The organism is Thauera butanivorans, from assembly GCF_048398245.1.
GTDB classification, from domain to species: Bacteria; Pseudomonadota; Gammaproteobacteria; order Burkholderiales; family Rhodocyclaceae; genus Thauera; species Thauera butanivorans.
Window position 1 is genome coordinate 3030361 of sequence record NZ_CP183038.1, and the last position, 24331, is coordinate 3054691.

A 24331-nucleotide genomic window follows, 5' to 3' on the forward strand; every position below is an offset into this window, starting at 1 on the left:
GTTGGACGTCGCCACGGCACACTGCAAAAGCGGCAGCGCTTACCGCAAGATGCTGTAGAAAATGGCGGAGACGGTGATCATGCCAACCGTGGTGACGAATACATTGCTGATGCGCCCACGATATGGCGCCAAAGCAGGCACTTTATGGATTGCATACATCGGCAGCAGCAGCAGGATGATCGCCCCGGCCGGTCCGGCAAAGCTCTCGATGATGCTGAGCACGTTGATGTTCAACCAGGCGGCTATCCAGCAGCATGAAATCGTGAAGGCCAGGATCAAGGCATTTCGCGTACGTTTGGACAATCCCCAGCCATGGCTGCCCGAGACTTTTGCAAGCGCATCCTCCATGACCTCGTAGGCGCCGACATAGTGGCCCAGGAAGGATTTGTTGATCCCCACGAAGGCGATGAACGAAGCCAGATAAGCAATTGTCGGCGTGTTGTAGCGATTGGCGAGGTAGGACAGCACCGAGATATTCTGGTCCTTGGCTGCCTGCAGATCTGCCGGCGACAGGCTCAGGATGCAGCTATAGACGAAGAACAGCACCACTCCCACCATCAGCAGGCAACTGCGGAGCTGAATGCTGGCGCATTTCCGATCGCACTCGCTGCCGTAGGTCTGCTTCTGCACCACGACAAACGGCGAAATGATCGGGAAATGGTTGAACGACATGACCAGCACTGGAAACGTCAGCCACAGCGTCATCAGGGCGGAAGTGTCGAGGGCGAAGCTCTCCGCGGAAAAGGAGGTGAAAACCGAAAGATTCCACTTGGGGATCAGATAAAGCGCAATCACCACCAGCGAGCCGATGAAGGGGTAAACAAGCGCACTCATCACCCGCATCGTCTTCTCCTGCCCGAGGCTGACGATTCCCAGCAATACCAGGATCAGCACGATGGATACCAGCGCGCGGGACGGAGCTTCGATCCCCATCTGATGCTCCATGAAGCTCAGCGTCGTATTCGTCACCGCAATCGAATACATCAGCAGGATGCTGAAGATGGTCGCGAAGTAGATGGACGCAATCACCCGTTTCGCCGTGATGCCGAAATGCTCCTCGACCGCAGCGATGAGGCCTTTATCTGCCGCGGTCGAAGCCTGGGCAAAATGCGCCAGCGCCCGGTGAGAATAGTAGGCGATGGGAAGGGCCAGCGCGGTGATGATCATCAGCGGCACGATGCCGCCGAGGCCGGCATTGATGGGTAGGAACAGGACGCCTGCGCCAATGGCAGTGCCGAACATCCCCAGCATCCAGACCGTGTCCTGGGAATGCCATTTCTGGGAGGATAGAGGGATTTGGCGGCCTACCGCCGCGGAATCGATTTGCATGCTTGTCTCCTGCCGATGCATACGCCGATGCACCGGCGTTTTCTCCGAATGCGCCCGAAATTCGCTGACGGCAAATTCATGGGGCGCGTGTTTTTTACATGTAGTTCTTCAGCACCCGCCTCCCCGGCGTCAGGAGGCTTGCCGATAGGCAATGGCCTCTATTTCGATGCGCGCATCCGCGGGAAGCCGCGAAGTCTCCACGCACGAGCGGGCAGGCGCACCGCTGGTGCCGAAGTAGCTGGCATAGACCTCGTTGAATGCCGCGAAGTCTTTCAGGTCGGCGAGGAAGCAGGTGGTCTTGATCACTGTCCTCAGCGATGCGCCGCCGCTCTCCAATACCGCCTTCACGTTTTCGAGCGATTGCCGGGCCTGCTCCCTGATATCCTCGCTTTCGATCCGGGCGGTGCGAGGATCGATGGGCAACTGGCCGGAAGTGAAAACCAGGTTTCCGTATGCAACGCCCTGGGAATACGGTCCGATGGCGGCAGGCGCCGTAGTGGTCTTGATGTCGTCTTTCATGTGCTGTCGATCTCCATGACAGGCAAAAGGAGGCTCCTCCCGGCGCTCCGGAGTGGAGCGCGGGCTGGAAAAAAACGCAGGAAGGGGAGTTGTCTTACGCCGGGAGGCGGGTGCGGATGATCTCGGCGAAGTAGCGGGCACCGATGGGCAGGATCTCGTCGTTGAAGTCGTACTTCGAGTTGTGCAGGGGTACGCCGCCGGTGGCGTCACCCGTGCCGTTGCCGATGAACGCGAAAGCGCCAGGCACGACCTTGAGGAAGGCGCCGAAGTCCTCGGAAATCATCATCGGTGCAATGTTGCCGTCGACGTTGTCTGCGCCGACCACGGCCTGCGCAGCGCGAACCGCCACCGGCGTGCACTCCGGCCAATTCACCGTCGGCACGAACTCGTGCGTGTATTCCACTTCGCAGCTCGCGCCATGGGCGCTGGCAATGCCCGTGCAAAGCTCGCGCATGCGCCGCTCCAGCAGTGTCTGTACCTTGGGCGAGTAGCTGCGCGTATCGCCCTTGATCTCGACATTGGTCGGGATCGCATTGCGGATGCCATCGCTGTGGATCTCGGTGCAGGAAACCACTGCGGAATCCGCCGGATCGACCGAGCGGCCAACGATGGTCTGCAGCGCCAGGATGATTTCCGCCGCCACCACCAGGGGATCGATGGCCATCTGCGGCCGCGCGGCGTGACCGCCGACGCCACGGATGCGAATGACGAAATTGTCCTCGCTGGCCATGATGCCGCCCACACGGGTGGCGATGTGGCCCACCGGCATGCCGGGGATGTTGTGGGCCCCATAGATTTCGTCCACCGGGAAGTGCTCGAACAGGCCGTCCTTGATCATCGCGTTGGCGCCGCGGCCATGCTCTTCGGCAGGCTGGAAGATGAAGCGCACCGTGCCATTGAAGTCGCGGCTGCGGGTCAGGATGCTCGCCGCCCCCAGCACCATCGCCATGTGCCCATCATGCCCGCAGCCATGCATGCAGCCGGCGTTGCGAGAAACATGGGCCCGGCCCTCTGCTGTCTCGGTCATCGCCAGGGCATCCATGTCGGCGCGCAGGCCGATCACACCCTTGCCGTCGCCCACCGCGAGGCTGGCCACCAAGCCCGTACCGCCGATACCGCGATGCACTTCCAGACCCATCTGCTCGAGCGCATTGGCCACGTAAGCAGCCGTGTCGTACTCGTTGAAGCCGGTTTCCGGATGCTGATGCAGGTGATGCCGCCACTTCACCATTTCGGTGCTCAGTTCGTTATCGACATGCATGGTGCGTCTCCTTCTCGAATAATCTGATGGCGTGTGATTTCGGGGATATGGCCTACCGGGCAGCAGACCAGGCAGCCTGGCGCTCGAGCACCGCGCGGTCGCTCTCGCCGACGAGCTCCTCGTACACCTTCGGCGCAGTCGCCCCTTCGGTATTGATGACGAGTACCCGCGAAGCGGCATCCAGCCCGATCTCGGCAGACGAGGCCGAATCGGCCCGCAACTGCTGAAGCGCCGCCAGACCTGCGGTACCGGACTCGCCGGCCACGATGGGGATATCGCGCAGGCTGCCCTTGGCCAGCACCCGCATGGCCTCGACTGCCTGACCGTCCTCGATGGTCATGAAGTGATCGATGCAGGGCTGCAGGAACTTCCAGGCCAGCGGCGAGGTATCTCCGCAGGCCAGGCCCGCCATCACCGAATCCACCGAACCCGTCGCCTTGGCCGCGCCCCCCTGGATCGCACTCTGTATCAGGCAGTCCGCCTGGGCCGGCTCCACGATGATGAAACGGGGGCGCTGGACACCGTGGAACTCCCAGAAATAGCTCGCCACCCCGGCAGCCATGCCGCCCACGCCGCCTTGCAGAAAGACATGCGTGAAGGGGCCAGCCTCGTCCGGGCGAGCACCCGACTGCTCGACGATTTCTTCCGCGATCGTGCCGTAGCCCTGCATCACGTCACGCGGAATCTCTTCGTAGCCTTCGTACGAGGTGTCGGACACGACCTGCCAGCCGTTGGCAGCCGCCAGGCGTGCAGCCTCCTCCACCGACTCGTCGTAATTGCCCGTGATGCGCACGATCTGCGCACCATGGGCGGCAATGGCCTGTTCGCGCTCCATGCTCACGTTGGCGTGCAGCACGATCACGCAGCGGCAGCCCGCATCACGGGCAGCGGCAGCCAGACCGCGGCCATGGTTGCCGTCGGTCGCGCTGATCACCGTGTAGTCCTTCAACTGCTCGGCGTAGCGGCCGCTCAACACCGCTGTCGGCTCGAAACCGGGATGCAGACGCAGAATCTGGCGCACCAATGCGATGGGTGCGCCCAGGGCCTTGAAGCTGCCCAGCGGCGAGCGCGCGGACTCGTCCTTGACGCTGACGCGCGCAAGCTTGAGTTGCGCCGCCAGCTCAGGCAGGTCATGGAGCGGCGTCGCAGCAGGTGCGATCTCGCTCCAGTGCGACAACCACTGACGACTTTCGTGGGCACGCTCGATGTTCATGATCGAGCGAAGGTCAGAGGGATATGGTGCGCGGATGGCGCGTTCATTAGCAATCAGCATAGCTTGTCTCCTAAGGCGATTCGGATAGACACCGAAGCATCGGCGCCCATAAAAATAATATTCATATATAAAAAATATTTATATGAAAAACAGGCATAAAATCCGTTCGTACGATCAAACTTTCCCCGTTTAGCGGAAAAAAATTCAACATGCCTCATGAACTGGACGCTTACGACCGGATATTGCTGTCCGCACTGCAGGAGAACGCCCGCATCACCCAGGGCGAGCTCGGAGAACGAGCGAACCTGTCGACGGCCGCCGTGAACCGGCGGCTCAGATTGCTGGCACAAGCCGGCGTCATCGAACGCTACACCGCCTACGTCAATCCCAAGGCGGTCGGCTATCCGCTGACCATCATCGTGGAGGTCAAGGTCGAGAGCGAACGCACCGACCTGCTGGATGAAATCCAGCACAGTTTCCGGAACTGCCCCCAGGTCCAGCAGTGCTACTACGTGGCCGGTGAATGCGATTTCGTGCTGATCTTTCTGGTACGCGACATGGCGCAGTACGTGGAGCTGAGCCGCCGCCTGTTCCTGGACAACAAGAATGTGAAGAGCTTCAAGACCCTGGTCTCAATGAACCAGGTGAAGACAGGGGGGAGCGTGCCAATCGACGAGCCGGGATGATGTGTGCGACTGAATATCGCCCCTGCTCGCCAGACAAAGCAGCAGCCACACGCCGGGCATGCCCGCGCTGAAATCGAAGCTCCATGCCAGATAAAGGCCGAACGGCGTCGACAGCACGAAACCCCATAGGCTGATCAGCGCGGTGATGCGCTTGGCGCTGAGCTTGCCGGTCAGCTTCTTGCCAATCACCGCATAAGAGGCTTCGCAGACCACCGCCGCCAGCAGCAAGACCTTGCCCAGCAGGGTACGGCCAGTGTGCTCCTGCACCGTCAAGGGGAGGATTGTTCTTCCCAGGGGTTCAGCAGAAGCACGCCAGTGCTTTTGAAGTCGGCTACGTTGCGAGTCATCAAGCGGAGGCCATGAGCCAGCGCCGAAGCAGCAATGATGGCATCCGGCAGTTTGATTCGATGTGTTTCGCGCAACCTGATGGTTTCAAGGATAACGGCTTCATCCAGCGCAACTTCCTGCATCTGGTTCAACAGGGCTTGTGCGGTCAGCCCATTCATCACGCATTGCTGACACATCACGGTCAATGGACTCGATGGACCGTGCTGGCGTGATGCAATTCCAGGCAGATAGCAGGGCCTGCCTGCGGGCACTGTCGGATGCAGTCCGGGGCGCTGCTTCGTCATCCAAGGGCAGGATGATGACCTCGCCGCGCTGCTGACGAAGATGCTCGGGAACTTGCACGACATCCGGAAGGCGGTCGTAGATTTCGCGCAGGATGATGCTCACGCTCGCCGCTCCTTTCTTCAGAGCTTGAGAAGCATTCGACCGCCGAGGGCCGAAGCCCCGTGGCTTGGCGAACAGGGCCGGCAGACGAGGCCGGGGCGATCCTCGCCCAGCAACGATTCCAGGTCGCTCGCCCGCAGCTCGACCTGCTGGCGATTGGACTGCAGCAGTCGCGCCTGCCCTTGCCGCCTGGCCGCTTCTCGGGCCTGCTGCGCCACTGCCGCCTGCCGCTCATCAACCGCTGGCAGATCCTCGAACAGACTCTTCGCTGCTTCGCCGGGGGGTCGGATCAGTCATGTCTCATGGTAAGCCAGTGGCAGGTCCAAATCACCGCGGCGAAAAACTCTCAGACTCTCAGTGGTAATCCTGTTCGCGTTGATGGCGAATGGCCAGCACTATGGCGCTATCGGCCTGGTCATCGTAGCTGTACAACGCCAAATAACCGGTATGGCCGCGAGAGATCACGAGTTCGCGGAGTCCCTGGGGTAAAGGGCGGCCGATGCGCGGATGCTGCGACAAGATGGAAAGCGCATCGAGAATCAGATCGGCCGTCTCAACCGCATGCAAAGGTTCGGCTTCCAGCAGGAAATCGACGAGGCGTTCCAGATCGTCGGCTGCTTCCGGCGCAAGCAGCCAGCAGGTCATGCGCCGGAGTCCTCGGTCTTCAAAAACTGCACTTCCGGCCTGGGTAGCACCACGCCTCGCACCCGGGCGCGCAGATAATCGGCAAAGGCGGCGCCGTCCACGACCCGGCCGCTGTTGATCACTTCTTCACGCACGCGCAGCGCACGAGCCACGAAGCGATTCTGCGCCTCCGTTCTTTCCAGCTCCGCGTCAATGGCCTTGACCATGAAAGCATGCGGCGTCATGTCCTGGCTCGCAGCGGCATCGTGCAAGCGCAGGCGGGTGGCTTCATCGAGCTTGACTGACAGGTTGGGCATGGCGAGCACTCTGCATTGAGGTATTGAAATACTACTACCGCAATCAGGCGGCAACAAGGCCACGGCGTGTTTTCAATCAGCCATTACCGCGCCCGCAGCCAGCGCGTCGGCAGCGTGGCGAGCAGCACGCCGAGCACGGCTACGCCCAGCGCAAGCACCTGGGTGCCGTTGAGCGCTTCACCCAGCACCAGCGCCCCGACCATGGCGGCGGAAATCGGCAGCATCACGGTGAACACCCCGCTCTGCGCGGCGGGGATGGTCTTCAGGCCGGTCATCCACAGCCACACCGTCCACATGCAGGCGGCCAGCGCGTAGAACAGCAGCAGCAGCCACACGCCGGGCGTGACCGCGCCGAAATCGAAGCTCCATGCCAGATAAAGGCCGAACGGCGTCGACAGCACGAAACCCCACAGGTTGATCAGCGCGGTGATGCGCTTGGCGCTCAGCTTGCCGGTCAGCTTCTTGCCGATCACCGCATAGGAGGCTTCACAGACCACCGCCGCCAGCAGCAAGGCCTTGCCCAGCAGGGCACGGCCGCTGCCCTCGTCGCTTCCCGCTGCGCCAGCCTCGCCGCCATGCCCGGCGATCGCCAGCAGCGCGATGCCGAGCACCGCGCAGCCGATGGCCAGCCAGATACGCGGGCTGATGCGCTCGCGCAGGAAGCCCCAGCTCATCAGCGCGATGACGGCGGGAATCGAGGCCATCACCACGCCGGCGGTCAGCGCGTTGGTCAGGCTGACACCGGTGATCATGCAGATGGTGAACAGGAAGTTGCCGAGGAAGGATTCCAGGAACAGCAGCCGGCGGGTCTGTCCGCTCATCGGTTCCTCGTCCGCCGGGCGCTTCAGCCAGCCCAGCATCGCGGCCCCGCCGATGCCGAAACGCAGCCAGGCCAGCAGCATGACCGGAAAAGTCGCCGCCAGCGGCTTGCTCAGCGCGACGTAGCTGCCGACGAGCGCCATGCTCGATGCCAGGCAGAGCATGGCGACGGGACGGGATGAGGTGATCGATGACATGAAAAAGGCGGTGAACGGAGCGTGTGCGGCGGGCGAAGCCAGCATTCTGCCATCACGGCCCTACCCGCGGCAGCGCCGGTGCTGTCGGCCCTGCCCTGCCGTCCTCTGCGCACGCGGCCACCGACACGAGATTCGCGGAGCCGCCGCAGTGATGCATCATGTCGGGCAGGATTCTTGAAGGGAGCGGCCTCTTCGATGGCAGGCAGACAGGATGTGGCGCGATTCATCGCCAACTACCGCGACGAAACCGACAGCGCGGCCCTGTACCGGGCGATGGCGGATGCCGAACCCCAGCCGGAGATCGCCGAAGTCTATCGACGGCTGGCGCGGGTCGAGGAAACCCACGCGGAGTTCTGGCGGCGGCGGATCGAGCAGGCGGACGGCCAGTTGCCCAAGGGCCTCGGCTGGCGCACCCGGGTACTGATCTGGGCCAGCCGCCGTTTCGGCGCGCAGAGCGTGCTGCCGCTGGTGGCCGACGACGAGGCACGCAACCGCACGATGTACGACAGGCAGCAGGAAGCCGCAGGCACTTCGCTGCCGGCGCAGGAGCGCTCGCACGCGCGCATGCTGTCGCTGCTGGCCAGCCGTTCCAGCCGCGGCTGGAACGGTGCGGTCTATTCCCGCCTGGAAGGCCGCCACGGCGCGGGCGCCGCCAACAACCTGCGGGCGATGGTGCTCGGTGCCAACGACGGGCTGGTGTCGACCTTCTGCCTGCTGATGGGCGTGGCCGGCTCGGCCGCCAGCGTGCAGACCCTGCTCGCCACCGCGCTGGCCGGCATGCTGGCCGGTGCCTGTTCGATGGCGATGGGCGAATGGATCTCGGTGCAGAGCGCACGCGAACTGCAGGAAAGGCAGATCGCCAGCGAAGCCGAGGAACTCGCCGAAGTCCCCGCCGAGGAGCAGGAAGAGCTGACCCTGATCTACCAGGCCAAGGGCTTCAGCGCCGAGGAAGCACGCCAGATCGCCGAACGGGTGATCAAGGACAAGGACTCGGCGCTGGAAACCCTGGTGCGCGAGGAACTGGGCATCAACCCGGACGATCTCGGCGGCTCGCCGATGGCCGCCGCGATGTCGTCCTTCCTGGTGTTCATCGTCGGCGCGCTGATCCCGGCACTGCCGATGTTCCTGGTCGGCGACGACAAGCTCGTGCTCGCCAGCCTGATCGCCTCGGCCACCGGCCTGTTCGCACTGGGCGCGGCCATCGCGGTCTTCACCGGCAAGCATCCGCTGCTTTCCGGCCTGCGCCAACTGGCCATCGGCCTTGGCGCGGCCGGCATCACCTACGGCATCGGCCACCTGTTCGGCGTTGCGGTGGGCGGCTGAGGCGGTTCAGGCGCCCCCTCTCCAGAAGCAATAGCCGATACCTTCCCTCCGTTGCCGGCGGAATCAGTCGAGCGTCCTGACGCTTCTGGCGTCGGCGCGTACCGCTTCCCGGCTCAGATGCTCTTCCTTGCAGCCGAAGGACTTGTACAGCTCCAGTTGATCGGCGTAGTGGGGAGACTTGACGCCATTCGGGTCGACAAAGCCACTCTGACCCGGAGGCGCCACGGTGCACAGGCTCACCGCCTTGCCGCCCTTGAACACCACCAGGTTGTTCTCGGTGCCGCGATTCATGAACGGTGCGAGCTCGATGCCCTCGTCCGCGCCGGCCTGCGGGATGCCGAGGAAGTTCTGCGGCCTGAAAAGATGGGTCGCAACCGGCGTCTTCCAGTCCGCGAGATTGCTGCCGAACTGATCCTCGAGCGCAGCGACCGCAGCAAGGAAGGTTTCCTTCAGCACCGCAGCCGGGGCCTCGCCGTTGAAGAAGTCGACGGTCTGCGGCACGCCGGCTCCGGCGCCAAGCATCGCGTTGTAGACCAGCTTCAGGCCAGCTGCAGGGCGCGGGCTCCCGGGGTTGCCCGCAGCCGGATAGCCCGCCGGCGCATAGCGTGCGAAGACTTCGGCCGGCAGATCGTCCTTGAGCACACGCTCGAGCAGCGCGGGCACCCACTTGCGCATCAAGGTAGCCGCTGCATCATCGTAGTAGCCATCGTCGTCCGCATCGGCGCTCTCCCAGTTCCAGGCGGCGAGATGGTCGCGCACGATGCGCGCCATCGAACCGGCGGGCAGATCGGTCGTGGCGTCGATCAGCGTGGGAAGCAGATAGCGGGCATTGAGATCGGCGAACGAGCCCGCCCTGTTCAGGTCCAGCACGTCCTGGCGGCTCAGCCTCGGCTTCGCCTCGATACGGCTGGACAATTCGTTGACCCGGTCGACGATTGAATAATTGCCGAAATCGGTCAGCGTGCCGGGGCCGGCCTGGTTGTTCCAGTTGACGACATATTTCTGCGCCGTATTGAAGACCTGCGGGTTGCTGCTGAACGGGTGGAAGCCTTCCCACTCCATGTCGCCGGCACCGCTTGCCGGCAGGCGCACGTCCTGATTGGCCGGTCGCCTGGGCAGGTAGCCTGGCGAAACGTAGCCGATGTTGCCCTTCGCATCGGCGTAGTACCAGTTGATGGTATGGGCCATCCTGCTCGCCTGATCGAGAAACTCCTCCCAGTTGCCGGCCTGGGTGGAGCGGATCCAGGCGATCAGCGACTGCACCTCGAAGCCCGCCCAGCTCGATTTCTTGGTGTAGGCGGTATTGTTGCCGGGATCGAAACTGGTCACGAAGCCGTGCACGGTGGAATACACCTCCGTCGTCGTGTCCGGCTTGCCCTTTACCTTGATGAGCTCGGTCCTCACTTTCATCCGCTGCACGGTGCCATTGTGCAAGTAGGCGGTCTTGTCGCCGGGGACCAGGGTTTCCTGATACATGTCGTTGACGTCGAGCGGGCCCGCGGTCGCCCCCCAGCTGATCTTGCCGTTGGTGCCGAACAGGATGACCGGCAGCGCGAAAGGCGTGTTGCCGACGATGTCGAAGCCGGCGCCGTGCAGGCCGACGGCAAACACGTAGCCCGGATTGAACCAGCCGAACTGCGGCCCGTTGAGCAGCATGGTGGAGCCGTCGTCGGTCTTGTCGGGGCCGATGATCCACATGTTGCTGGTCGTCGGGCGAGCATCCGGCCAGGTACCGCCGACGATCGAGCCGGCGAGCTCCATGCCCTTCCAGTCGGCGGACAGCGGGCGCAGACGGGCGAGATGGCCGGACAAGGACGACGCCTTCTCGTCCGTCGCGGATGCGTTGTCGGCAACGGCGATCTGCTGCGCGGCCGTCCCGGCTTCATCGCGTTTCATGGCGACCGTCTCGTTGCGCGGCACGGTGGTGGGCGCGTGCTCGTCCTCGAGCCAGTAGATCTGGTCGAAAAGCGCGCGCCCTGCACTGTCTCCGTAGCTGCCTGTCAGCGAGCTCAATGCCTGGTAGTTCGACACTTCCGACGACGAGCCCGAATAGCGATTGACCATGGTGCCGACGTAGAGCATCGCCACGTCGTAGGGCGTCCATCTGGTCGGCTCGAAGCCGGCATCGATGAACTGCCTGGGCAGCAGCCGAGCCTTGTCGGCAAGCACCTCATCGATGCGCCGGTTGAAGCCGCTGGCATAGCCGTCGAGGATGGCGAAGTCATCGGCGCCAAGCGCATCGATCTGCCGCTGGATGTCCTGCGGATCGAACAGCGCGCGAGTGGAGACGTCATGGTTGACGTAGGCTTCGCCGAGCACCTCCGCGACCGTGCCGATGACCGAGCGGCGCGCCATTTCCATCTGGTACAGGCGATCCTCGGCGATGACGTAACCGTAGCCGGTGAACAGATCGCGCGTCGTATCGGCGTACACATGCGGCACGCCGTAGCCGTCGCGGATGATCGTGATGCGGTCCTCCGCCGGGTGGCCGCCGGCATTGCCCATGCAGCCGGCCACGAGGGCGCCTGTGAGTGCCAGTGAGATGGCGGCGGCGATATTCTTTATCCTTCTCATGCTTGTCTGTCTCCTGTGGTGGTTACTGCTCTTCGTTATTTTTTGCACACCAACCCGCCGTGCCCAGCGGTCCGGGGCTCAGCGGCGCTGCGTGACGCTCGACTTGAGGTCGGGCGCCACGCAGCCTTTCAGGTTTGCACTCGAAGTTCTGGCAAGGCTCTAGCTGGCCCTGGTTAAACCTGAATTTCCTATAAAGGAATGAATTCCTTTTATTAGAAATGATACTTTAATTCTGGTCAAGCTGAATTTCTGTATCACATCCTGAGAGGAGCGCGCCTGGGTCCGCGGCGCTCCGCTCCAGGCGGTCCCGCGAGGTGCCGCTCCAGTTGCCGCCGTCGGTGGGGTAGAAGCCCAGCTGCACATCCAGGGGGCCGGCGGTGTGCTGCAGCCTGATGCCGAGGTTATGCACGTCCTCCAGGCCGATGGCGTTGACCATGGTCTGGTAGAAGGTGCTACTGACGTAGGGCAGCACGCCGAAGGGGATCTGGTTGATGCCGGCGACGACGCGGGTGTCGTCGCCGAGCTTGTAGCCGACCCAGGCCCACTCGGGGAAGTTGATGCGCCCGATCCTACTGGTGTAGCCGTAGGGGTAGGCACTGCCGTAGAAGCGGTACTGCGCCGAGCACGCTGCCCGCAAGCATTGCAGCACCGATGGCCGACAGGCGGTACGGCATGCAGGCCGTCTTGACTGTGTATTGCTCGTTCATGGTTTCTCCTCCTCGTTTCAGGTTGATGCAGCAATTGTCCAGGCATGCGAAAGCCCCCGCCCGACCCCGCTGTCGGGGCAGGCGTTGCGGAACGGGCGGCTTAAATGCTTATGGAATAGGCATGCCGGTCGAGCCGGCGCACCCCTGGCACCGCAAAGCTGCGAATCGAAGGGCTGGGCGCTAGGCGCTCTGTCCCGCCTTCTCTGCAACCGGCGCCGATGCCTTGCTGCGCGTTGCCAGCCAGCACAGGATCGAACCGATGCAGACCATCGCCGCGCCTTGCCAGAAGGCGAACGAAAGCGGCGCGCTCAGCAGCAAGGCGGCGAGCGCGGCGGAAAGCACCGGGATGAAATAGGACGCGCCGGCAAGAATCGTGACGTTGCCGTGCAGGATGCCGACGTTCCAGGCCGCGTAGCCGAAACCCATCGCCGACGCGGCCAGCACCAGATAGATGACCGAACGCAGGTTGAAATCCATCTCACCGCCGCCCATCAGCAGGTATTTGACCCACAGCACCACCGCGACGAGGATGAAGAACAGCGTCACGCAGTTGTGCCCTTGTGCGATGCGTGCGGTCACGGTGCAGTAGGCGGCCCAGATCACCGCCCCCGCAAAGGCCAGCCCGTAGCTCAGCGGGTTGTCCTGGACGTTGGCGATCATGCTGGCGATGTCCAGCCCCTGGTCGCCGCCCAGCACCCAGCAGATGCCCGCCATCGACAGCAGGAAACCCGGCACCACCAGGAAATTGGCCTTCTGCTTGTTGAACAGGATCGCCGACATCAGCGTGAAGGTCGGCCACAGGTAGTTGACCATGCCGACTTCGATCGCCTGCCGGCCGGTGTTGGCATAGCCGATGGACAACGCGAGGCAGAGCTCGTAGGACACGAACAGCAGGCTGCCCCACAGCAGATACTTGGGCGGCACCTTGCTCAGCCGGTTGAAACCGACGCTGAAGATCAGGAACACCGATGCGACGGTATAGATCAGCGCCGCGCCGCCGGTGGCGCCGAAGCTCTCGCTGACGCCGCGGATCAGGCCCACGATCGACGCCCACAACAGGATCGCGATGAAGCCGATGAGCGTTGCCTTGTTCTTGTTCATGCTGCCTTGTCCATGGTCGGGAGTGTGACGAATTCGGCCCGGTGAAAACCACGGCCTCGGGCCCTCAGGCCGCCGGAGCGCCGGACCGCAAAAAAGCTGGGGATTATGGAGCAGACTGCCCCGCCCGGACGCGGCCGGCCGACGCCTACCATCGCCGGGCGGGGCACGACCGGCGTCAGCCGGCGCCTGGCACGTCGATCCAGATGGTCTTCAGCTCGGTGTATTGATCATGCGCCCACACCGACTTGTCGCGACCGCCGAAACCCGACTCCTTGTAACCGCCGAACGGCGTGGTGATGTCACCTTCGCCGAAGCAGTTCACGGTCACCACGCCCGCGCGGATCGCACGCGAGATACGGATCGCGTTGTTCAGGCTGCTGGTGTAGACCGAGGCCGCCAGACCATAGACCGAGTCGTTGGCCAGCGCGATCGCTTCATCGACATCCTTGAAGGTCGTGACCGACAGGATCGGCCCGAAGATTTCCTCGACGAACAGCAGGCTGTCCGGCCCGACGCCGTCCACCACCGTCGGCTCGACGAAGTTGCCTTCGCTGACGTTGCCGCCGAAGACCACACGCAGCTTTTCCGCCGCCGCCTGGTCGAGGTAGGAACGGACCTTGTCGAAGTGCGACTTGCTGACGAGCGAACCCAGCCGGTGCTCCGGATCGAGCGGGTTGCCCATCTTCCACTCCTTGACCGCCACGGCCATGCGTTCGAGCAGCGCGTCCTTGATGTCGGCATGGACGATCAGGGTATCTCCCTGGGCTGGGACCACCTGGTGACACCCATGATCCAGCAGGGCCGGCTGGTCCGGCCGGTCGAACACGAAGTGGAACTGGAAGAGACACGCCACTACCTCGCCTACCGCGAAGACAAGGCCGACGACGAGGCATTGGGCCGCTTCCGCGACTGGTTCCTGGCCGAGTGCGGCTTGGCGGGATGATTCCTGGCGGCTGAGTCTGGAAAGAAGAGGCGGCTTCGGGGCTGTCGCCCCCGACGAACGCGGGGGCAGATTTGATATGGAAGGCAAGCAGGATGGAACCCAAGCCCTTCCCCTGCGCCGCTTCACTCACCGCAAGCCGAGACCGAGCAGGGCCGCAGGAACGGGATAACGCGGCAGCTTTTTTCGCAGGTAATCGGGCAACTGTTCGGCAGCGACACTGGCAGCGCTGAGGGTGTAGAACCCTGCGACCTCACTGGCCTGGTCGGCAGGCGTTGCCACAAACACCCGCCCCACCCCGCGCTTGGCGTCCTGCCTGGCATGGCGATGGAGATATTCATCCAGCGCCGCCTCCCCACACCGGAAACTGGCGGTGTCGGCCTCGTTGTCCAGCGGACGAATGCGGTACTCCACTCAGCTCAGCGCACCTGGTTCGCGTGGCGGGCAAACGCCCGCTGCAAGGCCGGAGCGGGCTGAGCCGGGGCATCCAGGGCGGCCAGGAAGGCCGCAAAATCCTGCTGCGACAGGGTGATGGCTTCGTGCCGCTGCACCGCAGAGCGGGCCTGGTCAACGGCGTGCCGGAGCACGAACTCCGACACGCTCATGTTCTCGTAGGCCGCCGCCTTGTCGAGCAGGTGACGGACCTCCTGATCGCAGCGGATGTGCAGACGTGCGTCCTTGGTAAGGGAGTTCATGGGACTCTCCTCAGAAATAACGCACTCATGTGCGCCATTTGTAACCGCTCAAACTTGGGCAGATATCGTGGAGCAAGGGCCTGGACGACAGCCGGGCGTCTGCCGCATTCGGCCCCGTCGAACGCGGGGCCAGATCGGATTCTGGCGGAGGCGGTGTCCGCTGCAATAGAACTCCGCATGCAATCACGTTGTATCAGAATCAGCACAAACCCTTTGTAGTCACTGCGCCATATTGTTTCACCTAAGATCAGATGCTATCGTTCAGTCGCACACTCTTTGATGGGTGTAACGATGGATGGGTGGAACGATGCCGAAGAAAGCGCAGGAACTGTCCGCGCTCGCCGTACAGCGATTGACCAAGACCGGAATGCACGCAGTTGGAGGCGTGGCCGGTTTGTACCTGCAAGTCCTGCCGTCTGGTGCCCGTAGCTGGGTGCTGCGATCCATGATTGCCGGCAAACGTCGTGACATGGGACTAGGCGGATTCCCGGATGTCACGCTCGCCCAGGCCCGCGAGAAGGCCCGCAAGGCTCGGGACGACATCGCGATGGGTATTGACCCTATCGAGCAGCGCGCCGCCGCCCGCAGCGCCCTTCTGGCGGCTCGTGGCAGTGCAATCACGTTCGAAGAGTGCGCGCGCAAGTACATCGACGCGAAGTCGCCGGAGTGGAAGAACGCGAAGCATGCGGCGCAGTGGTCGGCAACGCTGGAAACGTATGCGTTCCCCACCATCGGCAAACTCCAAGTGCGCGACGTGGCCCTGTCGCACGTCATGACGATTTTGGAGAAGGACAGCTTATGGACGGTCAAGACCGAGACAGCCACTCGACTGCGCGGTCGGATTGAATCAATCCTCGATTGGGCAACCGTTCGAGGCTATCGGCACGGTGAGAACCCGGCCCGCTGGCGCGGACACCTTGATAAGTTGCTGCCGGCTCCACGCAAGACCGCCAAGGTCAAACACCATCGCGCCCTACCGATAGATGACATGCCGGCCTTCGTTCGTGATCTGCGTCAGCGTGACGGGATGGCGGCGCGCGCCCTTGAATTTCTGATCTTGACCGCTGCCCGTTCGGGTGAGGTGCGCGGCATGACGTGGGACGAAGTGGATTTGCAGGCCGGCGTCTGGACGGTGCCGCCCGAGCGCATGAAAGCCGGCCGGCTGCATCGCGTGCCGCTCTCGCAACGCGCTATCGAGATTCTGCGCAGCCTGCCGCAGATTGATGGATGCTCGCTCGTTTTCCCAGCTCCGCGCGGTGGACAGTTGTCCGACATGACCTTGACCGCCGTCATGCGCCGCATGAACGTTGATGCCGTCCCCCACGGCTTCCGCTCGACGTTCCGCGACTGGGTTGGCGAGCGCACCGCATACCCGCGCGAGGTGGCCGAGCAAGCCCTTGCGCACACCATCTCGAATGAGGTTGAGGCGGCCTACCGTCGCGGCGACCTCTTTGAGAAGCGCCGCAGGATGATGGCCGAGTGGGCCAGGCACTGCGACACCATCCAGAAGGCGGGAGACGTGATCCCGCTGCAACAGGGCACCACCGCCGCCTGACGGTTTCAGGCAAGCGGGCCGGCACGGTCTCTCACCACCGCGCCGCCCCTGACCGCAACGTGAAAAGGAGATTCACATCATGGCTATTGACGATTTTAGCGATGAACGAGTGTTTGTTGTCCGCCCGGGCGATTCGCGCCTTGGCATCCTGTGGACAGACGAACAGGCCGGATGCGAGCAGTGGTTTGATAGCCCGACATACGCCGTTGTTGGCGCAAATGCACCAGACGAAAAACTCGTGCGACTCTCTCAGAGGGTTGGCATTAGCCTCGGCGAGTTGCGCCAATTCAGAGACCAGCCGGAGATGGCTGCATGACGAACCAATCCAGCGCCTGGCCGGTGGTCGGTAATGAAGCAGGGCATGCGCGGTTGGGGGTCCCTGCTGAAGCCTCCACACCGACCATTCAGTTGGGCGGCATCACGCTGTGCGAGTTGCAGCGCGCCCTTCTGAATGTCGGGCGGACCCATCCCGACACCGGAGATGTCATGCGAGCCGCCTGCGCCATTCTGGACGAGATCAACGAGACCCGTTCGGAGATGAAGGTTAGGGCCGTTGTAGGCAGGGGGCATCTGAGCGGCGGGAACATTCCCGAGGCGATGCGCATGTTCGATTCGGTGGTGCGACTCGCCGGCACCCCTGGCCGCAAGTATCTCGACTCGGCTCAGTTCATTGAAGGTGCAGCATGATGACCACAACCGACAGGCTGGCCGGCGTCGCTCTCGACGTGGCGAACCGCTGACGACCACTAGCCCGGCCTAGGCCGGGCAAGAGTAATGCCGCCCCTACCTTTAGCGGGAGAAAACCGGGACACCATCGCCCGGCGGTGCGGATCATTCTTGACACGAATAGAACCCTATTGCGTCTCACGGCGCATTGATATAGATTCGTGGCATTGCTGGAACCGAGGTACTGCAGCTAGGCGCAACAGCGCGGCCGGACGGCCTTTGCAGAAGCAGGTTTCTGAGTCCCAGGAAAGGGAAGCGATGAGCTAACGCTCGCGCTTCCCTTTTTCTTTTCTGGGCGGCGCGAGACTTGAAACCAATTCAAGGACTCACGCCATGACCGCAAAGTCACTCCGCCCCCATCAGGCCGCCGACCTTCTAGGCATCTCGGTTCCGACGCTCTGGCGCTGGCTTAAGAATCGTGCCGATTTTCCCCGTTCACGAAAGCTCAGCGAACGCTGTACCGTTTTCGATCGCGATGAGCTAGTCGCTTGGCGTGATGCCCAGGCTTCCGGCCGCAAGGCCGCGTGAGGGGTGCGGCGATGACGACACCGAACCCCGAACAGCACAACGCCCGGCGGCAACCGGGCGAAGTGGGCAAATCAAGCGCGACGACAATCCAATTCTACACCGGCAACGCGCGCGAGCTACGCCTCTTCCTGGCGCTCGCTGCCGGTCCGGTGACACGCGAAGAGCTTGATCGCCGGATCGGAGCAAGCAATACACCCGACCTAGTTTTTCGCCTGCGCCAACGAGGGTTTGACCTGCCGTGCGAGCTGCGCGCGGCGACGGATCGCGACGGAAACCCTGTCCGCTACGGCATCTATCGGATGACTGCCGCCGACCGCCGCCGCGTCTGCCACTTGCTGGCAAGGCGCAATAATGCCGGCTTCATTCGTCCCGAGCTTGCCGGATTGCTTACCGTCCTGGCTGCACCCGTCGCAACGGTTCTTGCAGTCCTGGCGCGTTTCTTCGGGTGGGCGTGATGAATGGGCCGCGAACGCACAAAGAACGGCATCAAAGGCCGATTCCTTGCCCTGCCGCATGGAGTGATGGATGCGCCGAGCTTCATCTCCCTGAGCGCGCCGGCAACGCGCTTGCTGCTGGACATTGCACGGCAATATTCCGGCACGAACAACGGGCAATTGCTTTGCACCTTGTCTGCGATGAAAAGGCGCGGATGGTCGAGCAACGACACTCTGATACGCGCTCGGAGAGACTTGGAGGCCGCAGGCTTCATCCAGCAAACCCGACTGCCCATGATGCCCCGCCGCGCAGCGTGGTACGGCATCACCTGGCGACCACTGGACTACACGGCAGAGATGGATATCAAGCCGTTCGAGTTCGTCGCAAATGCCTACCTGCTGACGCCCGAGGAAAACAAAACGCGGCACCGTCTCCCGGTGGCATCAAGCGCCGGATAGCACCGTCTCCCGGTGGCATGGATGCACCGATGCCACCGTCTCCCGGTGCTGTAGAGCGTGATAAGCCCGTTTTGATGCCACCGTCTCCCGGTAGCTATTTAGATGTTGCCATCTGCTGGGTAGTTGCGACCCGGAGTTCAGCGGTCTGGGAAAGCGCGCGCGGCCCGCCCGAATCACGCTCGGCGGAGACGGCATCCGCCACGCACCCGATAGACCGGCCGACTCAGGCCCGCACGACAAGAAACCCCGCATTTGACCCATCAAAAGGAAACTGACCATGCAACTCCAAATCGCAGCGCACACCATCGAGGCGCCCGACCTCCACGAAGCACACGCCGCCGAACTGCCGGTTGTGTTCGCAAACGCGGCCGTCACCGCACTGACCGACTTTCATGCCGCAAAGGTCTCCATCGAGGCCGATGCGCACCTGTCGCCAGTCGGAAAGGCGGCCAAGCTTGAACCCCTGGCCGCAGCTGCACTGGCGCAGGTGTTCCATAGCCTTGAGGCTGTCGAAGCCGAGCGCGAGCGCATCAATCGCAACGAAGCCGAGTTGTTGAGCACGGGCGCGCCGGAGACCGCAAACCAAGTTCAGCGCGACGCGGAGATTCGCGCATGGTGGGCGATGCTCAGCGCAAAGGAGCGCAACCGCCTGCTGACCGAGGCTGAGGCAAGCCCGGAACTCGGCGAGTTCGTCCGCGCCGTCCTGCGGTCGCCGATCCCGACGCCGCTCGATCCGGCGAAGCAGCACCTCCAGGAGTTGCACAACCGGATTCGCCGCCTTGAGAACCCCGAAGCGGCGCACGCCATCGCCATTGGCCGGGATTTGATCGGCTGGGCTGATCACGTCCTGACGCACGCAACGGCCATCGCCCGCAGTGCGACCGGCAAGGCGCCCGAGCAGATGGCCCGCGCAGCGATCCAGGCCGGCCGAGAGCGGATGGCCAAAAAGCTGTTTGGCGTGCCGCTGGTCGAAAAGGTCAAGGCTGTACTGGCCGCCGAGCAGCGCCGTAAGGCCGGATAAGGGGCTGCACGTGGCGACACCTGGCACCCGTGACGAGGCCACATGCAGCGCGCCGGCTGAAGGTGCCGCCACACCCCCCACGGGGGGCAAGCGGCTCCGCCTCCCGCTGCGCTCCATGGTCGACCTGCAAAACGAGCTGGCCCGGCTCTATCGCGCCGCCAAAGCGGGCGACATGGCTGTGGCTGATGCAAGCCGCCTGGCGAACATCCTGCAAATCCTGGCCCGCCTCATTGAAGGCGCGGACCTTGAGAAGCGCATCGCAGCTCTTGAGCAACACGCCGACCGATGACAACGCCCGCCAAGGCCCCGATTAGGGCGTCTGGCGGGTTTTCTACGAGGATATGACCCATGACCCTATCAAAGCGAATTGAAGCCCTTGAGCGCGCGTTTGGCGTTCATCAGCCGCTGGTCTATTTCGCCGACACCGAGCATGACGACATGGCCGAGCACGCCGACGACATCGACCGCGCGCGCAAGACCGGGCGCGTCGTCCTGCTGGTCACGCAAGCGAACGGCGTGTTCCGGCTTCTGCCGGATGGCACCCCGGCAAGGATGGTGTGAGATGTCGACCTTGCGAACCCGTCTGGATCGGCTGGAGCGTCGCGCCGACGACGCTACTCCGCCCCCGGCTGCACTGGTGCTCTTGCCCCACTGCGACGAGGCTGCCGAGCGTGCGAAGTTCGAGCAGTTGCACGGAAGGCCGCCCGCGCTCTTGATTCGCTGCACCGCCACAGACGCACGCATCAGGCCCGATGCGGAGGATGTGTCATGCTGACCCGCAGCTGACCGACGACATACCCGGCCGCGAGCCGGGTTTTTTGTGCCTGCGCCCCGAACATTCGGCGAACATTCGGCGAACATTCGGCGAACATTCGGCGAACATTCGGCGAACATTCGGCGAATGGCTGCTATCCGCACTGCGCCGGCATGCTACTAGCACGGTGCTAGCACGGTGCAGGACTCGAGAAGCATCGGAGATAGTCCCGAATCAGGACTAGTCCCGAATCAGGACTACCAAGGCATCAACTGTTTTGGTTGCCTGACGCGTCCCCACGCGTGCCTGACGCGTCAAGGCTCGCAGGGTTAAGCGCGGATCTCGCCAAGCGTTTTTTCTTTGTGGGGCGGGATGATGGGTGCAACAAAAAAGCGCCCCGAAAGGCGCTTGTTTGCTTGGTGTCTGGCGGAGGCGGTGAGATTCGAACTCACGAGGGGCGTAAACCCCTGACGGTTTTCAAGACCGTTGCATTCAACCGCTCTGCCACGCCTCCGCAAGAGGGCGCGATTATAGCACCGGGCAGACGGCACGCCGCTTCAAGCCATCATGCGGACGACGGGGTCAGTTCGGGTGCCGGCTGCTGCTTCTCCCGCGCCCCGGACTCCGGCACCCCGCCCTCCGGCCCCGCGCCGCCGCAGCGCACCGGCAAGCGCAGCAGCCCGCGCAGTGCGGCATTGCCGTTCCACTGCGGTTCGGCATCGATCATGCGCAAACCGGGCCAGCGCCGCATCAGTGCGCGCAGCGTGATGTCGGCTTCGAGCATCGACAGGCCGGCGCCGATGCAGACGTGGGGGCCGCTGCCGAAGGCGAGATGGCTGCCTTCGCCGCGTGTGATGTCGAAGCGCTCGGGCTCGGTATAGCGAGCGGGGTCGCGGTTGGCCGAGCCGATCAGGGCGATGACCAATTCGCCGCGGCGCAGGGTGTGGCCGTGCAGTTCGATTTCCCGGCTGACGCGGCGGCCGGTGTATTGCACCGGGCTGTCGTAGCGCAGCACTTCGCGCACGGCGGCGCCGATGCCGTCCGGCTGCGCGCACAGCGCGGCCCATTGGCGGGGGTGCGACAGCAGCGTGAACAGGCCGTTGCCGAGCAGGTTGCGAGTCGTTTCGTGGCCGGCGAAAAGCAGCATCGCGCATTGCGCGAGCAGTTCGCCGTCGGTGCGCACAAGGCCGTGTTCCTCGGCCTGCACCAGCCGGCTGAGCAGATCGGTGCCGGGCGCGCGGCGGCGCGTCTCGATCAGGGCATCGAAGTAGCGCACCAGCTGCATCAGGCTGCGCTGGGCGCGCTGCAGTTGCTCCGCCTCGGGCCGGACGGCGCCGATGAAGACGGCGAGTTCTTCCGACCAGGCGATGAATTGCGCTTCGTCGGCGCGGTCGATGCCGAGCAGCAGGCCGATGACGCGCGAAGGCAGCGGCCGGGCGACCGTTTCGATGAAGTCGAAGCCCTGCCTGCCGTCCAGCCCGTCGAGTATCTCGTCGGCCAGGCGCTCGATCTCGGGCGCGAGGGCGCGGATCGTCGCCGGATGGAAGCCGCCCAGCATCGCCCGGCGCAGCCGGGTGTGGTCGGGCGCATCGAGGAACACCATCGCCCGCGAGAACAGGCGCTGGAAGCGGTCCAGGCCACCCTGCGCGCGCGCCATCGCGTAAGCCCCGCCGTGCCCTGCGTCCAGCCCTTCCGCGCGCTTCACCCAGCCTCCGGTGCGCTGCGACGAGAAGCGCGGGTCGCGCAGTACGCGCTCGACGTCCTCGTGCCGCGTCAGCAGCCACGCGCCCTGGAAGAAATCCTCGCACCAGTGCAGCGGCCCGGCTTCGCGCAAGGCGCGGTAGGCCGGATAGGGGTCGCGCAGGAAGCCGGCATCGAAAGCCGGCAGGCCGGCGCTGGCCGCCCGGATCACCGCGCGCCGCTCCCGTCGCTGCGCGACGTAGGGCCGGCTTTGCACAGCCGGCCCGCTCCGCAGGCGCGCAGCATTGCCGCGCGAAACCCCTGCTTCGCCCTCCCCGCGGGAGGAAGAGCACCTTCTGCGGGCGGCCGGGCGGAGGCGCTCATGCGGCGTCCTGCCCCTCGATGCGCATGTCGAGCCGCTCGAGCAGGCTGCGGTCGCGGCCGGTGCCGGGGTTGGGGGTGGTCAGCAGGTGGTCGCCGTAGAAGATGGAGTTGGCGCCCGCCATCAGGCACAGTGCCTGCAGGGCTTCGTCCATTTCCTGGCGTCCGGCCGACAGGCGGACGTAGCTGTGCGGCATGGTGATGCGGGCCACCGCGATGGTGCGCACGAATTCGAAGGGGTCGATCGGGTCGACGTCGGCCAGCGGCGTGCCGGGGATGGGCACGAGGTTGTTGATCGGCACCGACTCCGGCGGCGGTTCGAGATTGGCGAGCTGGGCGATCAGGCCGGCGCGGTGGGCGCGCGTCTCGCCCATGCCGACGATGCCGCCGCTGCAGACGTTGATGCCGGCCGCGCGCACGTTGCCGAGGGTGTCGAGGCGGTCCTGGTAGGTACGGGTGCCGATGACCTTGCCGTAGTACTCCGGCGCGGTGTCGAGGTTGTGGTTGTAGTAGTCGAGGCCGGCGTCCTTCAGCGATCTGGCCTGGCCTTCGTCCAGCATGCCGAGCGTCATGCAGGTCTCCAGCCCCAGCGCCTTCACTTCGCGCACCATCGTCGTCACCCGCTCCATGTCACGCGGCTTGGGCGAGCGCCAGGCCGCCCCCATGCAGAAGCGGCTGGCGCCCTGGGCCTTGGCGGCACGGGCGGCTTCCAGCACCTCGTCGACCGGCATCAGCTTCTCGGCTTTCAGGCCGGTGTCGAAATGGGCGGACTGCGAGCAGTAGCCGCAGTCCTCGGCGCAGCCGCCGGTCTTGATCGACAGCAGCGTCGAAAGCTGGATCTCGCTCGGATCGAAATGCTGGCGATGGACCTGCTGGGCGCGGAACACCAGTTCCATGAAAGGCAGCGCGAACAGGGCTTCGATCTCTTCGACGCGCCAGGCGCCGGTGGCCGCCGGGGCGGGCTGGGGCGCGGTACGGCGCAGGGTGTCGGGCGACACGGTGGCGACAGTGGTCATGGGGTCTCCTTTAGGATGGAATCGGAATCGAACAATCGGTGCAACGCAGGCACGTTCAGGTAGGGGGCGACGGCTTCGGGCGACGGTGCCGGCAGGCGCGGCACCAGGCCCAGGCAGGGTGCGTTGCCCAGGCCGGCGGCCAGCGCATCGAGCGTGGCGGAAGCCTGGGCCATCGCCGGGTCGATGGTGTTGGCCACCCAGCCGCACAAGCGCAGCCCGCGCACACGGACGGCTTCGGCGGTCAGCAGCGCATGGTTGATCGCGCCCAGGCGCAGGCCGACCACCATCAGCACCGGCAGATCCAGGTCGCGCGCCAGGTCGGCGCTGTCCCAGCCTCCGGCGGCGTCGAAGGGCACGCGAAAACCGCCCACGCCTTCGACCACCACCCTGTCGCAGCGCGCCGCCGCAGCCCGGATGGACGCCAGTATACGGCCACGGTCGATGCTGCGGCCTTCGAGCGCGGCGGCGACGTGCGGCGCGCAGGCGGTCTCGAACTGGAACGGCGCGATCTCGTCGGCGCTCAGCGCCACGTTGCTCGCGGCACGCAGCGCATGGACGTCTTCGTTGATGCGTTCGCCGTCGATCACGCCGATGCCGGCGGCGACCGGCTTCAGCCCGGCGACGCGCAGCCCGGTCTTGCCCAGCAGGCCGACGATGGCGGCGGCGATGGTGGTCTTGCCGATCTCGGTGTCGGTGCCGGTGATGAAACAGGCATGGGCCATTACGGCTCCTCCGGTAAT

30 protein-coding genes, 1 tRNA gene and 1 pseudogene are annotated in these 24331 nt (G+C 64.2%); 12 read left to right on the top strand and 20 right to left on the bottom strand.

Translation table 11 applies throughout. The features are described 5' to 3' along the window. Positions 1 to 39 precede the first annotated feature (39 nt). The 4 genes from ACNQFN_RS14685 to ACNQFN_RS14700 all read right to left on the bottom strand — a co-directional run bounded on the left by ACNQFN_RS14685 (position 40) and on the right by ACNQFN_RS14700 (position 4382). Positions 40 to 1329, bottom strand: coding sequence for a hypothetical protein (locus ACNQFN_RS14685; RefSeq protein ID WP_068639354.1), 1290 nt, complete (start codon positions 1327 to 1329; stop codon positions 40 to 42). 129 nt (positions 1330 to 1458) lie between these two features. Next, positions 1459 to 1848 (bottom strand): RidA family protein, encoded by a 390-nt coding sequence (locus ACNQFN_RS14690; RefSeq protein ID WP_068639353.1) that lies wholly within the window; start codon positions 1846 to 1848, stop codon positions 1459 to 1461. A gap of 94 nt (positions 1849 to 1942) precedes the next feature. Next, positions 1943 to 3109, bottom strand: a complete 1167-nt coding sequence (locus ACNQFN_RS14695) for a M20 aminoacylase family protein (protein ID WP_418646857.1) — start codon at positions 3107 to 3109, stop codon at positions 1943 to 1945. Between the two features lie 52 nt (positions 3110 to 3161). Then, entirely contained in the window at positions 3162 to 4382 is a 1221-nt protein-coding gene (locus ACNQFN_RS14700; RefSeq protein WP_418646858.1) for a diaminopropionate ammonia-lyase, read from the bottom strand. A gap of 149 nt (positions 4383 to 4531) precedes the next feature. Between ACNQFN_RS14700 and ACNQFN_RS14705 the strand changes: the two genes are divergently transcribed. Then, the gene (locus ACNQFN_RS14705) at positions 4532 to 5008 is read left to right on the top strand and encodes an Lrp/AsnC family transcriptional regulator (RefSeq protein ID WP_068639351.1); all 477 of its coding nucleotides are present in this window, start codon (positions 4532 to 4534) and stop codon (positions 5006 to 5008) included. Here the strand turns inward: ACNQFN_RS14705 and ACNQFN_RS14710 are convergent. The 6 genes and pseudogenes from ACNQFN_RS14710 to ACNQFN_RS14735 form a co-directional block, all read right to left on the bottom strand. After that, positions 4955 to 5281 carry a hypothetical protein gene (locus ACNQFN_RS14710; RefSeq protein WP_418646859.1) on the bottom strand — a complete coding sequence of 109 codons (327 nt, stop codon included), beginning with the start codon at positions 5279 to 5281 and terminating at the stop codon, positions 4955 to 4957. The two genes, ACNQFN_RS14705 and ACNQFN_RS14710, sit on opposite strands and share 54 nt — an antisense overlap. Next, positions 5278 to 5514, bottom strand: a complete 237-nt coding sequence (locus ACNQFN_RS14715; RefSeq protein ID WP_418646860.1) for a PIN domain-containing protein — start codon at positions 5512 to 5514, stop codon at positions 5278 to 5280. Before ACNQFN_RS14715 ends, ACNQFN_RS14710 begins: the two co-directional genes overlap by 4 nt. A gap of 327 nt (positions 5515 to 5841) precedes the next feature. Beyond that, positions 5842 to 6033, bottom strand: a pseudogene (locus ACNQFN_RS14720) (hypothetical protein); the annotation flags it as partial. A gap of 61 nt (positions 6034 to 6094) precedes the next feature. Then, complete coding sequence (locus ACNQFN_RS14725) at positions 6095 to 6385, bottom strand: type II toxin-antitoxin system RelE/ParE family toxin (protein WP_068639349.1); 291 nt, start codon at positions 6383 to 6385, stop codon at positions 6095 to 6097. Continuing rightward, positions 6382 to 6690, bottom strand: coding sequence for a CopG family ribbon-helix-helix protein (locus ACNQFN_RS14730; RefSeq protein ID WP_157659228.1), 309 nt, complete (start codon positions 6688 to 6690; stop codon positions 6382 to 6384). Before ACNQFN_RS14730 ends, ACNQFN_RS14725 begins: the two co-directional genes overlap by 4 nt. A 74-nt stretch (positions 6691 to 6764) precedes the next feature. After that, positions 6765 to 7697 (bottom strand): DMT family transporter, encoded by a 933-nt coding sequence (locus ACNQFN_RS14735; protein WP_068639355.1) that lies wholly within the window; start codon positions 7695 to 7697, stop codon positions 6765 to 6767. A gap of 195 nt (positions 7698 to 7892) precedes the next feature. On the opposite strand from ACNQFN_RS14735, the gene ACNQFN_RS14740 reads away from it, so the two are divergent. Further along, the gene (locus ACNQFN_RS14740) at positions 7893 to 9020 is read left to right on the top strand and encodes a VIT1/CCC1 transporter family protein (RefSeq protein ID WP_068639347.1); all 1128 of its coding nucleotides are present in this window, start codon (positions 7893 to 7895) and stop codon (positions 9018 to 9020) included. Positions 9021 to 9083: 63 nt separating this feature from the next. On the opposite strand, the gene ACNQFN_RS14745 is transcribed toward ACNQFN_RS14740, so the two are convergent. From ACNQFN_RS14745 to ACNQFN_RS14760, 4 genes are all read right to left on the bottom strand, one after another. Further along, entirely contained in the window at positions 9084 to 11594 is a 2511-nt protein-coding gene (locus ACNQFN_RS14745) for a penicillin acylase family protein (RefSeq protein WP_418646861.1), read from the bottom strand. A 226-nt stretch (positions 11595 to 11820) separates the two neighbouring features. Then, complete coding sequence (locus ACNQFN_RS14750; RefSeq protein ID WP_418646862.1) at positions 11821 to 12231, bottom strand: hypothetical protein; 411 nt, start codon at positions 12229 to 12231, stop codon at positions 11821 to 11823. A gap of 250 nt (positions 12232 to 12481) precedes the next feature. Beyond that, on the bottom strand, positions 12482 to 13402 hold the full coding sequence (gene yddG / locus ACNQFN_RS14755; protein ID WP_418646863.1) for an aromatic amino acid DMT transporter YddG: 921 nt from the start codon (positions 13400 to 13402) through the stop codon (positions 12482 to 12484). A 175-nt stretch (positions 13403 to 13577) separates the two neighbouring features. After that, complete coding sequence (locus tag ACNQFN_RS14760; protein WP_418646864.1) at positions 13578 to 14177, bottom strand: aldehyde dehydrogenase family protein; 600 nt, start codon at positions 14175 to 14177, stop codon at positions 13578 to 13580. A 3-nt stretch (positions 14178 to 14180) separates the two neighbouring features. On the opposite strand from ACNQFN_RS14760, the gene ACNQFN_RS14765 reads away from it, so the two are divergent. Continuing rightward, a complete protein-coding gene (locus tag ACNQFN_RS14765) occupies positions 14181 to 14345 on the top strand; it encodes a hypothetical protein (protein ID WP_418646865.1) in 165 nt (54 codons plus the stop codon). 126 nt (positions 14346 to 14471) lie between these two features. Here the strand turns inward: ACNQFN_RS14765 and ACNQFN_RS14770 are convergent, their stop codons facing one another. Continuing rightward, entirely contained in the window at positions 14472 to 14756 is a 285-nt protein-coding gene (locus ACNQFN_RS14770) for a hypothetical protein (RefSeq protein WP_418646866.1), read from the bottom strand. 5 nt (positions 14757 to 14761) lie between these two features. After that, positions 14762 to 15037, bottom strand: coding sequence for a DUF1778 domain-containing protein (locus ACNQFN_RS14775; RefSeq protein ID WP_418646867.1), 276 nt, complete (start codon positions 15035 to 15037; stop codon positions 14762 to 14764). Positions 15038 to 15344: 307 nt separating this feature from the next. Between ACNQFN_RS14775 and ACNQFN_RS14780 the strand changes: the two genes are divergently transcribed. The 9 genes from ACNQFN_RS14780 to ACNQFN_RS14820 all read left to right on the top strand — a co-directional run bounded on the left by ACNQFN_RS14780 (position 15345) and on the right by ACNQFN_RS14820 (position 20321). Then, on the top strand, positions 15345 to 16592 hold the full coding sequence (locus ACNQFN_RS14780) for a tyrosine-type recombinase/integrase (RefSeq protein ID WP_418646868.1): 1248 nt from the start codon (positions 15345 to 15347) through the stop codon (positions 16590 to 16592). A 79-nt stretch (positions 16593 to 16671) separates the two neighbouring features. Further along, on the top strand, positions 16672 to 16908 hold the full coding sequence (locus tag ACNQFN_RS14785; protein WP_418646869.1) for a hypothetical protein: 237 nt from the start codon (positions 16672 to 16674) through the stop codon (positions 16906 to 16908). After that, complete coding sequence (locus ACNQFN_RS14790) at positions 16905 to 17279, top strand: hypothetical protein (protein WP_418646870.1); 375 nt, start codon at positions 16905 to 16907, stop codon at positions 17277 to 17279. Before ACNQFN_RS14785 ends, ACNQFN_RS14790 begins: the two co-directional genes overlap by 4 nt. A gap of 372 nt (positions 17280 to 17651) precedes the next feature. After that, positions 17652 to 17846, top strand: a complete 195-nt coding sequence (locus ACNQFN_RS14795) for a helix-turn-helix transcriptional regulator (RefSeq protein WP_418646871.1) — start codon at positions 17652 to 17654, stop codon at positions 17844 to 17846. 11 nt (positions 17847 to 17857) lie between these two features. Next, positions 17858 to 18301, top strand: a complete 444-nt coding sequence (locus tag ACNQFN_RS14800) for a hypothetical protein (RefSeq protein ID WP_418646872.1) — start codon at positions 17858 to 17860, stop codon at positions 18299 to 18301. Positions 18302 to 18304: 3 nt separating this feature from the next. After that, complete coding sequence (locus ACNQFN_RS14805; protein WP_418646873.1) at positions 18305 to 18739, top strand: hypothetical protein; 435 nt, start codon at positions 18305 to 18307, stop codon at positions 18737 to 18739. Between the two features lie 277 nt (positions 18740 to 19016). After that, positions 19017 to 19760: a hypothetical protein gene (locus tag ACNQFN_RS14810; protein ID WP_418646874.1), complete on the top strand. Its 744-nt coding sequence runs from the start codon at positions 19017 to 19019 to the stop codon at positions 19758 to 19760. Between the two features lie 115 nt (positions 19761 to 19875). Beyond that, positions 19876 to 20049, top strand: coding sequence for a hypothetical protein (locus ACNQFN_RS14815; RefSeq protein ID WP_418646875.1), 174 nt, complete (start codon positions 19876 to 19878; stop codon positions 20047 to 20049). Between the two features lie 59 nt (positions 20050 to 20108). Beyond that, complete coding sequence (locus ACNQFN_RS14820) at positions 20109 to 20321, top strand: hypothetical protein (protein ID WP_418646876.1); 213 nt, start codon at positions 20109 to 20111, stop codon at positions 20319 to 20321. Positions 20322 to 20938: 617 nt separating this feature from the next. On the opposite strand, the gene ACNQFN_RS14825 is transcribed toward ACNQFN_RS14820, so the two are convergent. The 4 genes from ACNQFN_RS14825 to bioD form a co-directional block, all read right to left on the bottom strand. Continuing rightward, positions 20939 to 21028: transfer RNA gene (locus ACNQFN_RS14825), tRNA-Ser, on the bottom strand. 51 nt (positions 21029 to 21079) lie between these two features. Further along, positions 21080 to 22471 carry a cytochrome P450 gene (locus ACNQFN_RS14830; protein ID WP_418646877.1) on the bottom strand — a complete coding sequence of 464 codons (1392 nt, stop codon included), beginning with the start codon at positions 22469 to 22471 and terminating at the stop codon, positions 21080 to 21082. A gap of 103 nt (positions 22472 to 22574) precedes the next feature. Next, positions 22575 to 23591 carry a biotin synthase BioB gene (gene bioB, locus ACNQFN_RS14835; protein WP_418646878.1) on the bottom strand — a complete coding sequence of 339 codons (1017 nt, stop codon included), beginning with the start codon at positions 23589 to 23591 and terminating at the stop codon, positions 22575 to 22577. Continuing rightward, a complete protein-coding gene (gene bioD, locus ACNQFN_RS14840; RefSeq protein WP_418646879.1) occupies positions 23588 to 24313 on the bottom strand; it encodes a dethiobiotin synthase in 726 nt (241 codons plus the stop codon). The genes bioB and bioD overlap by 4 nt, the downstream gene beginning before the upstream one ends. Positions 24314 to 24331: the final 18 nt, after the last annotated feature.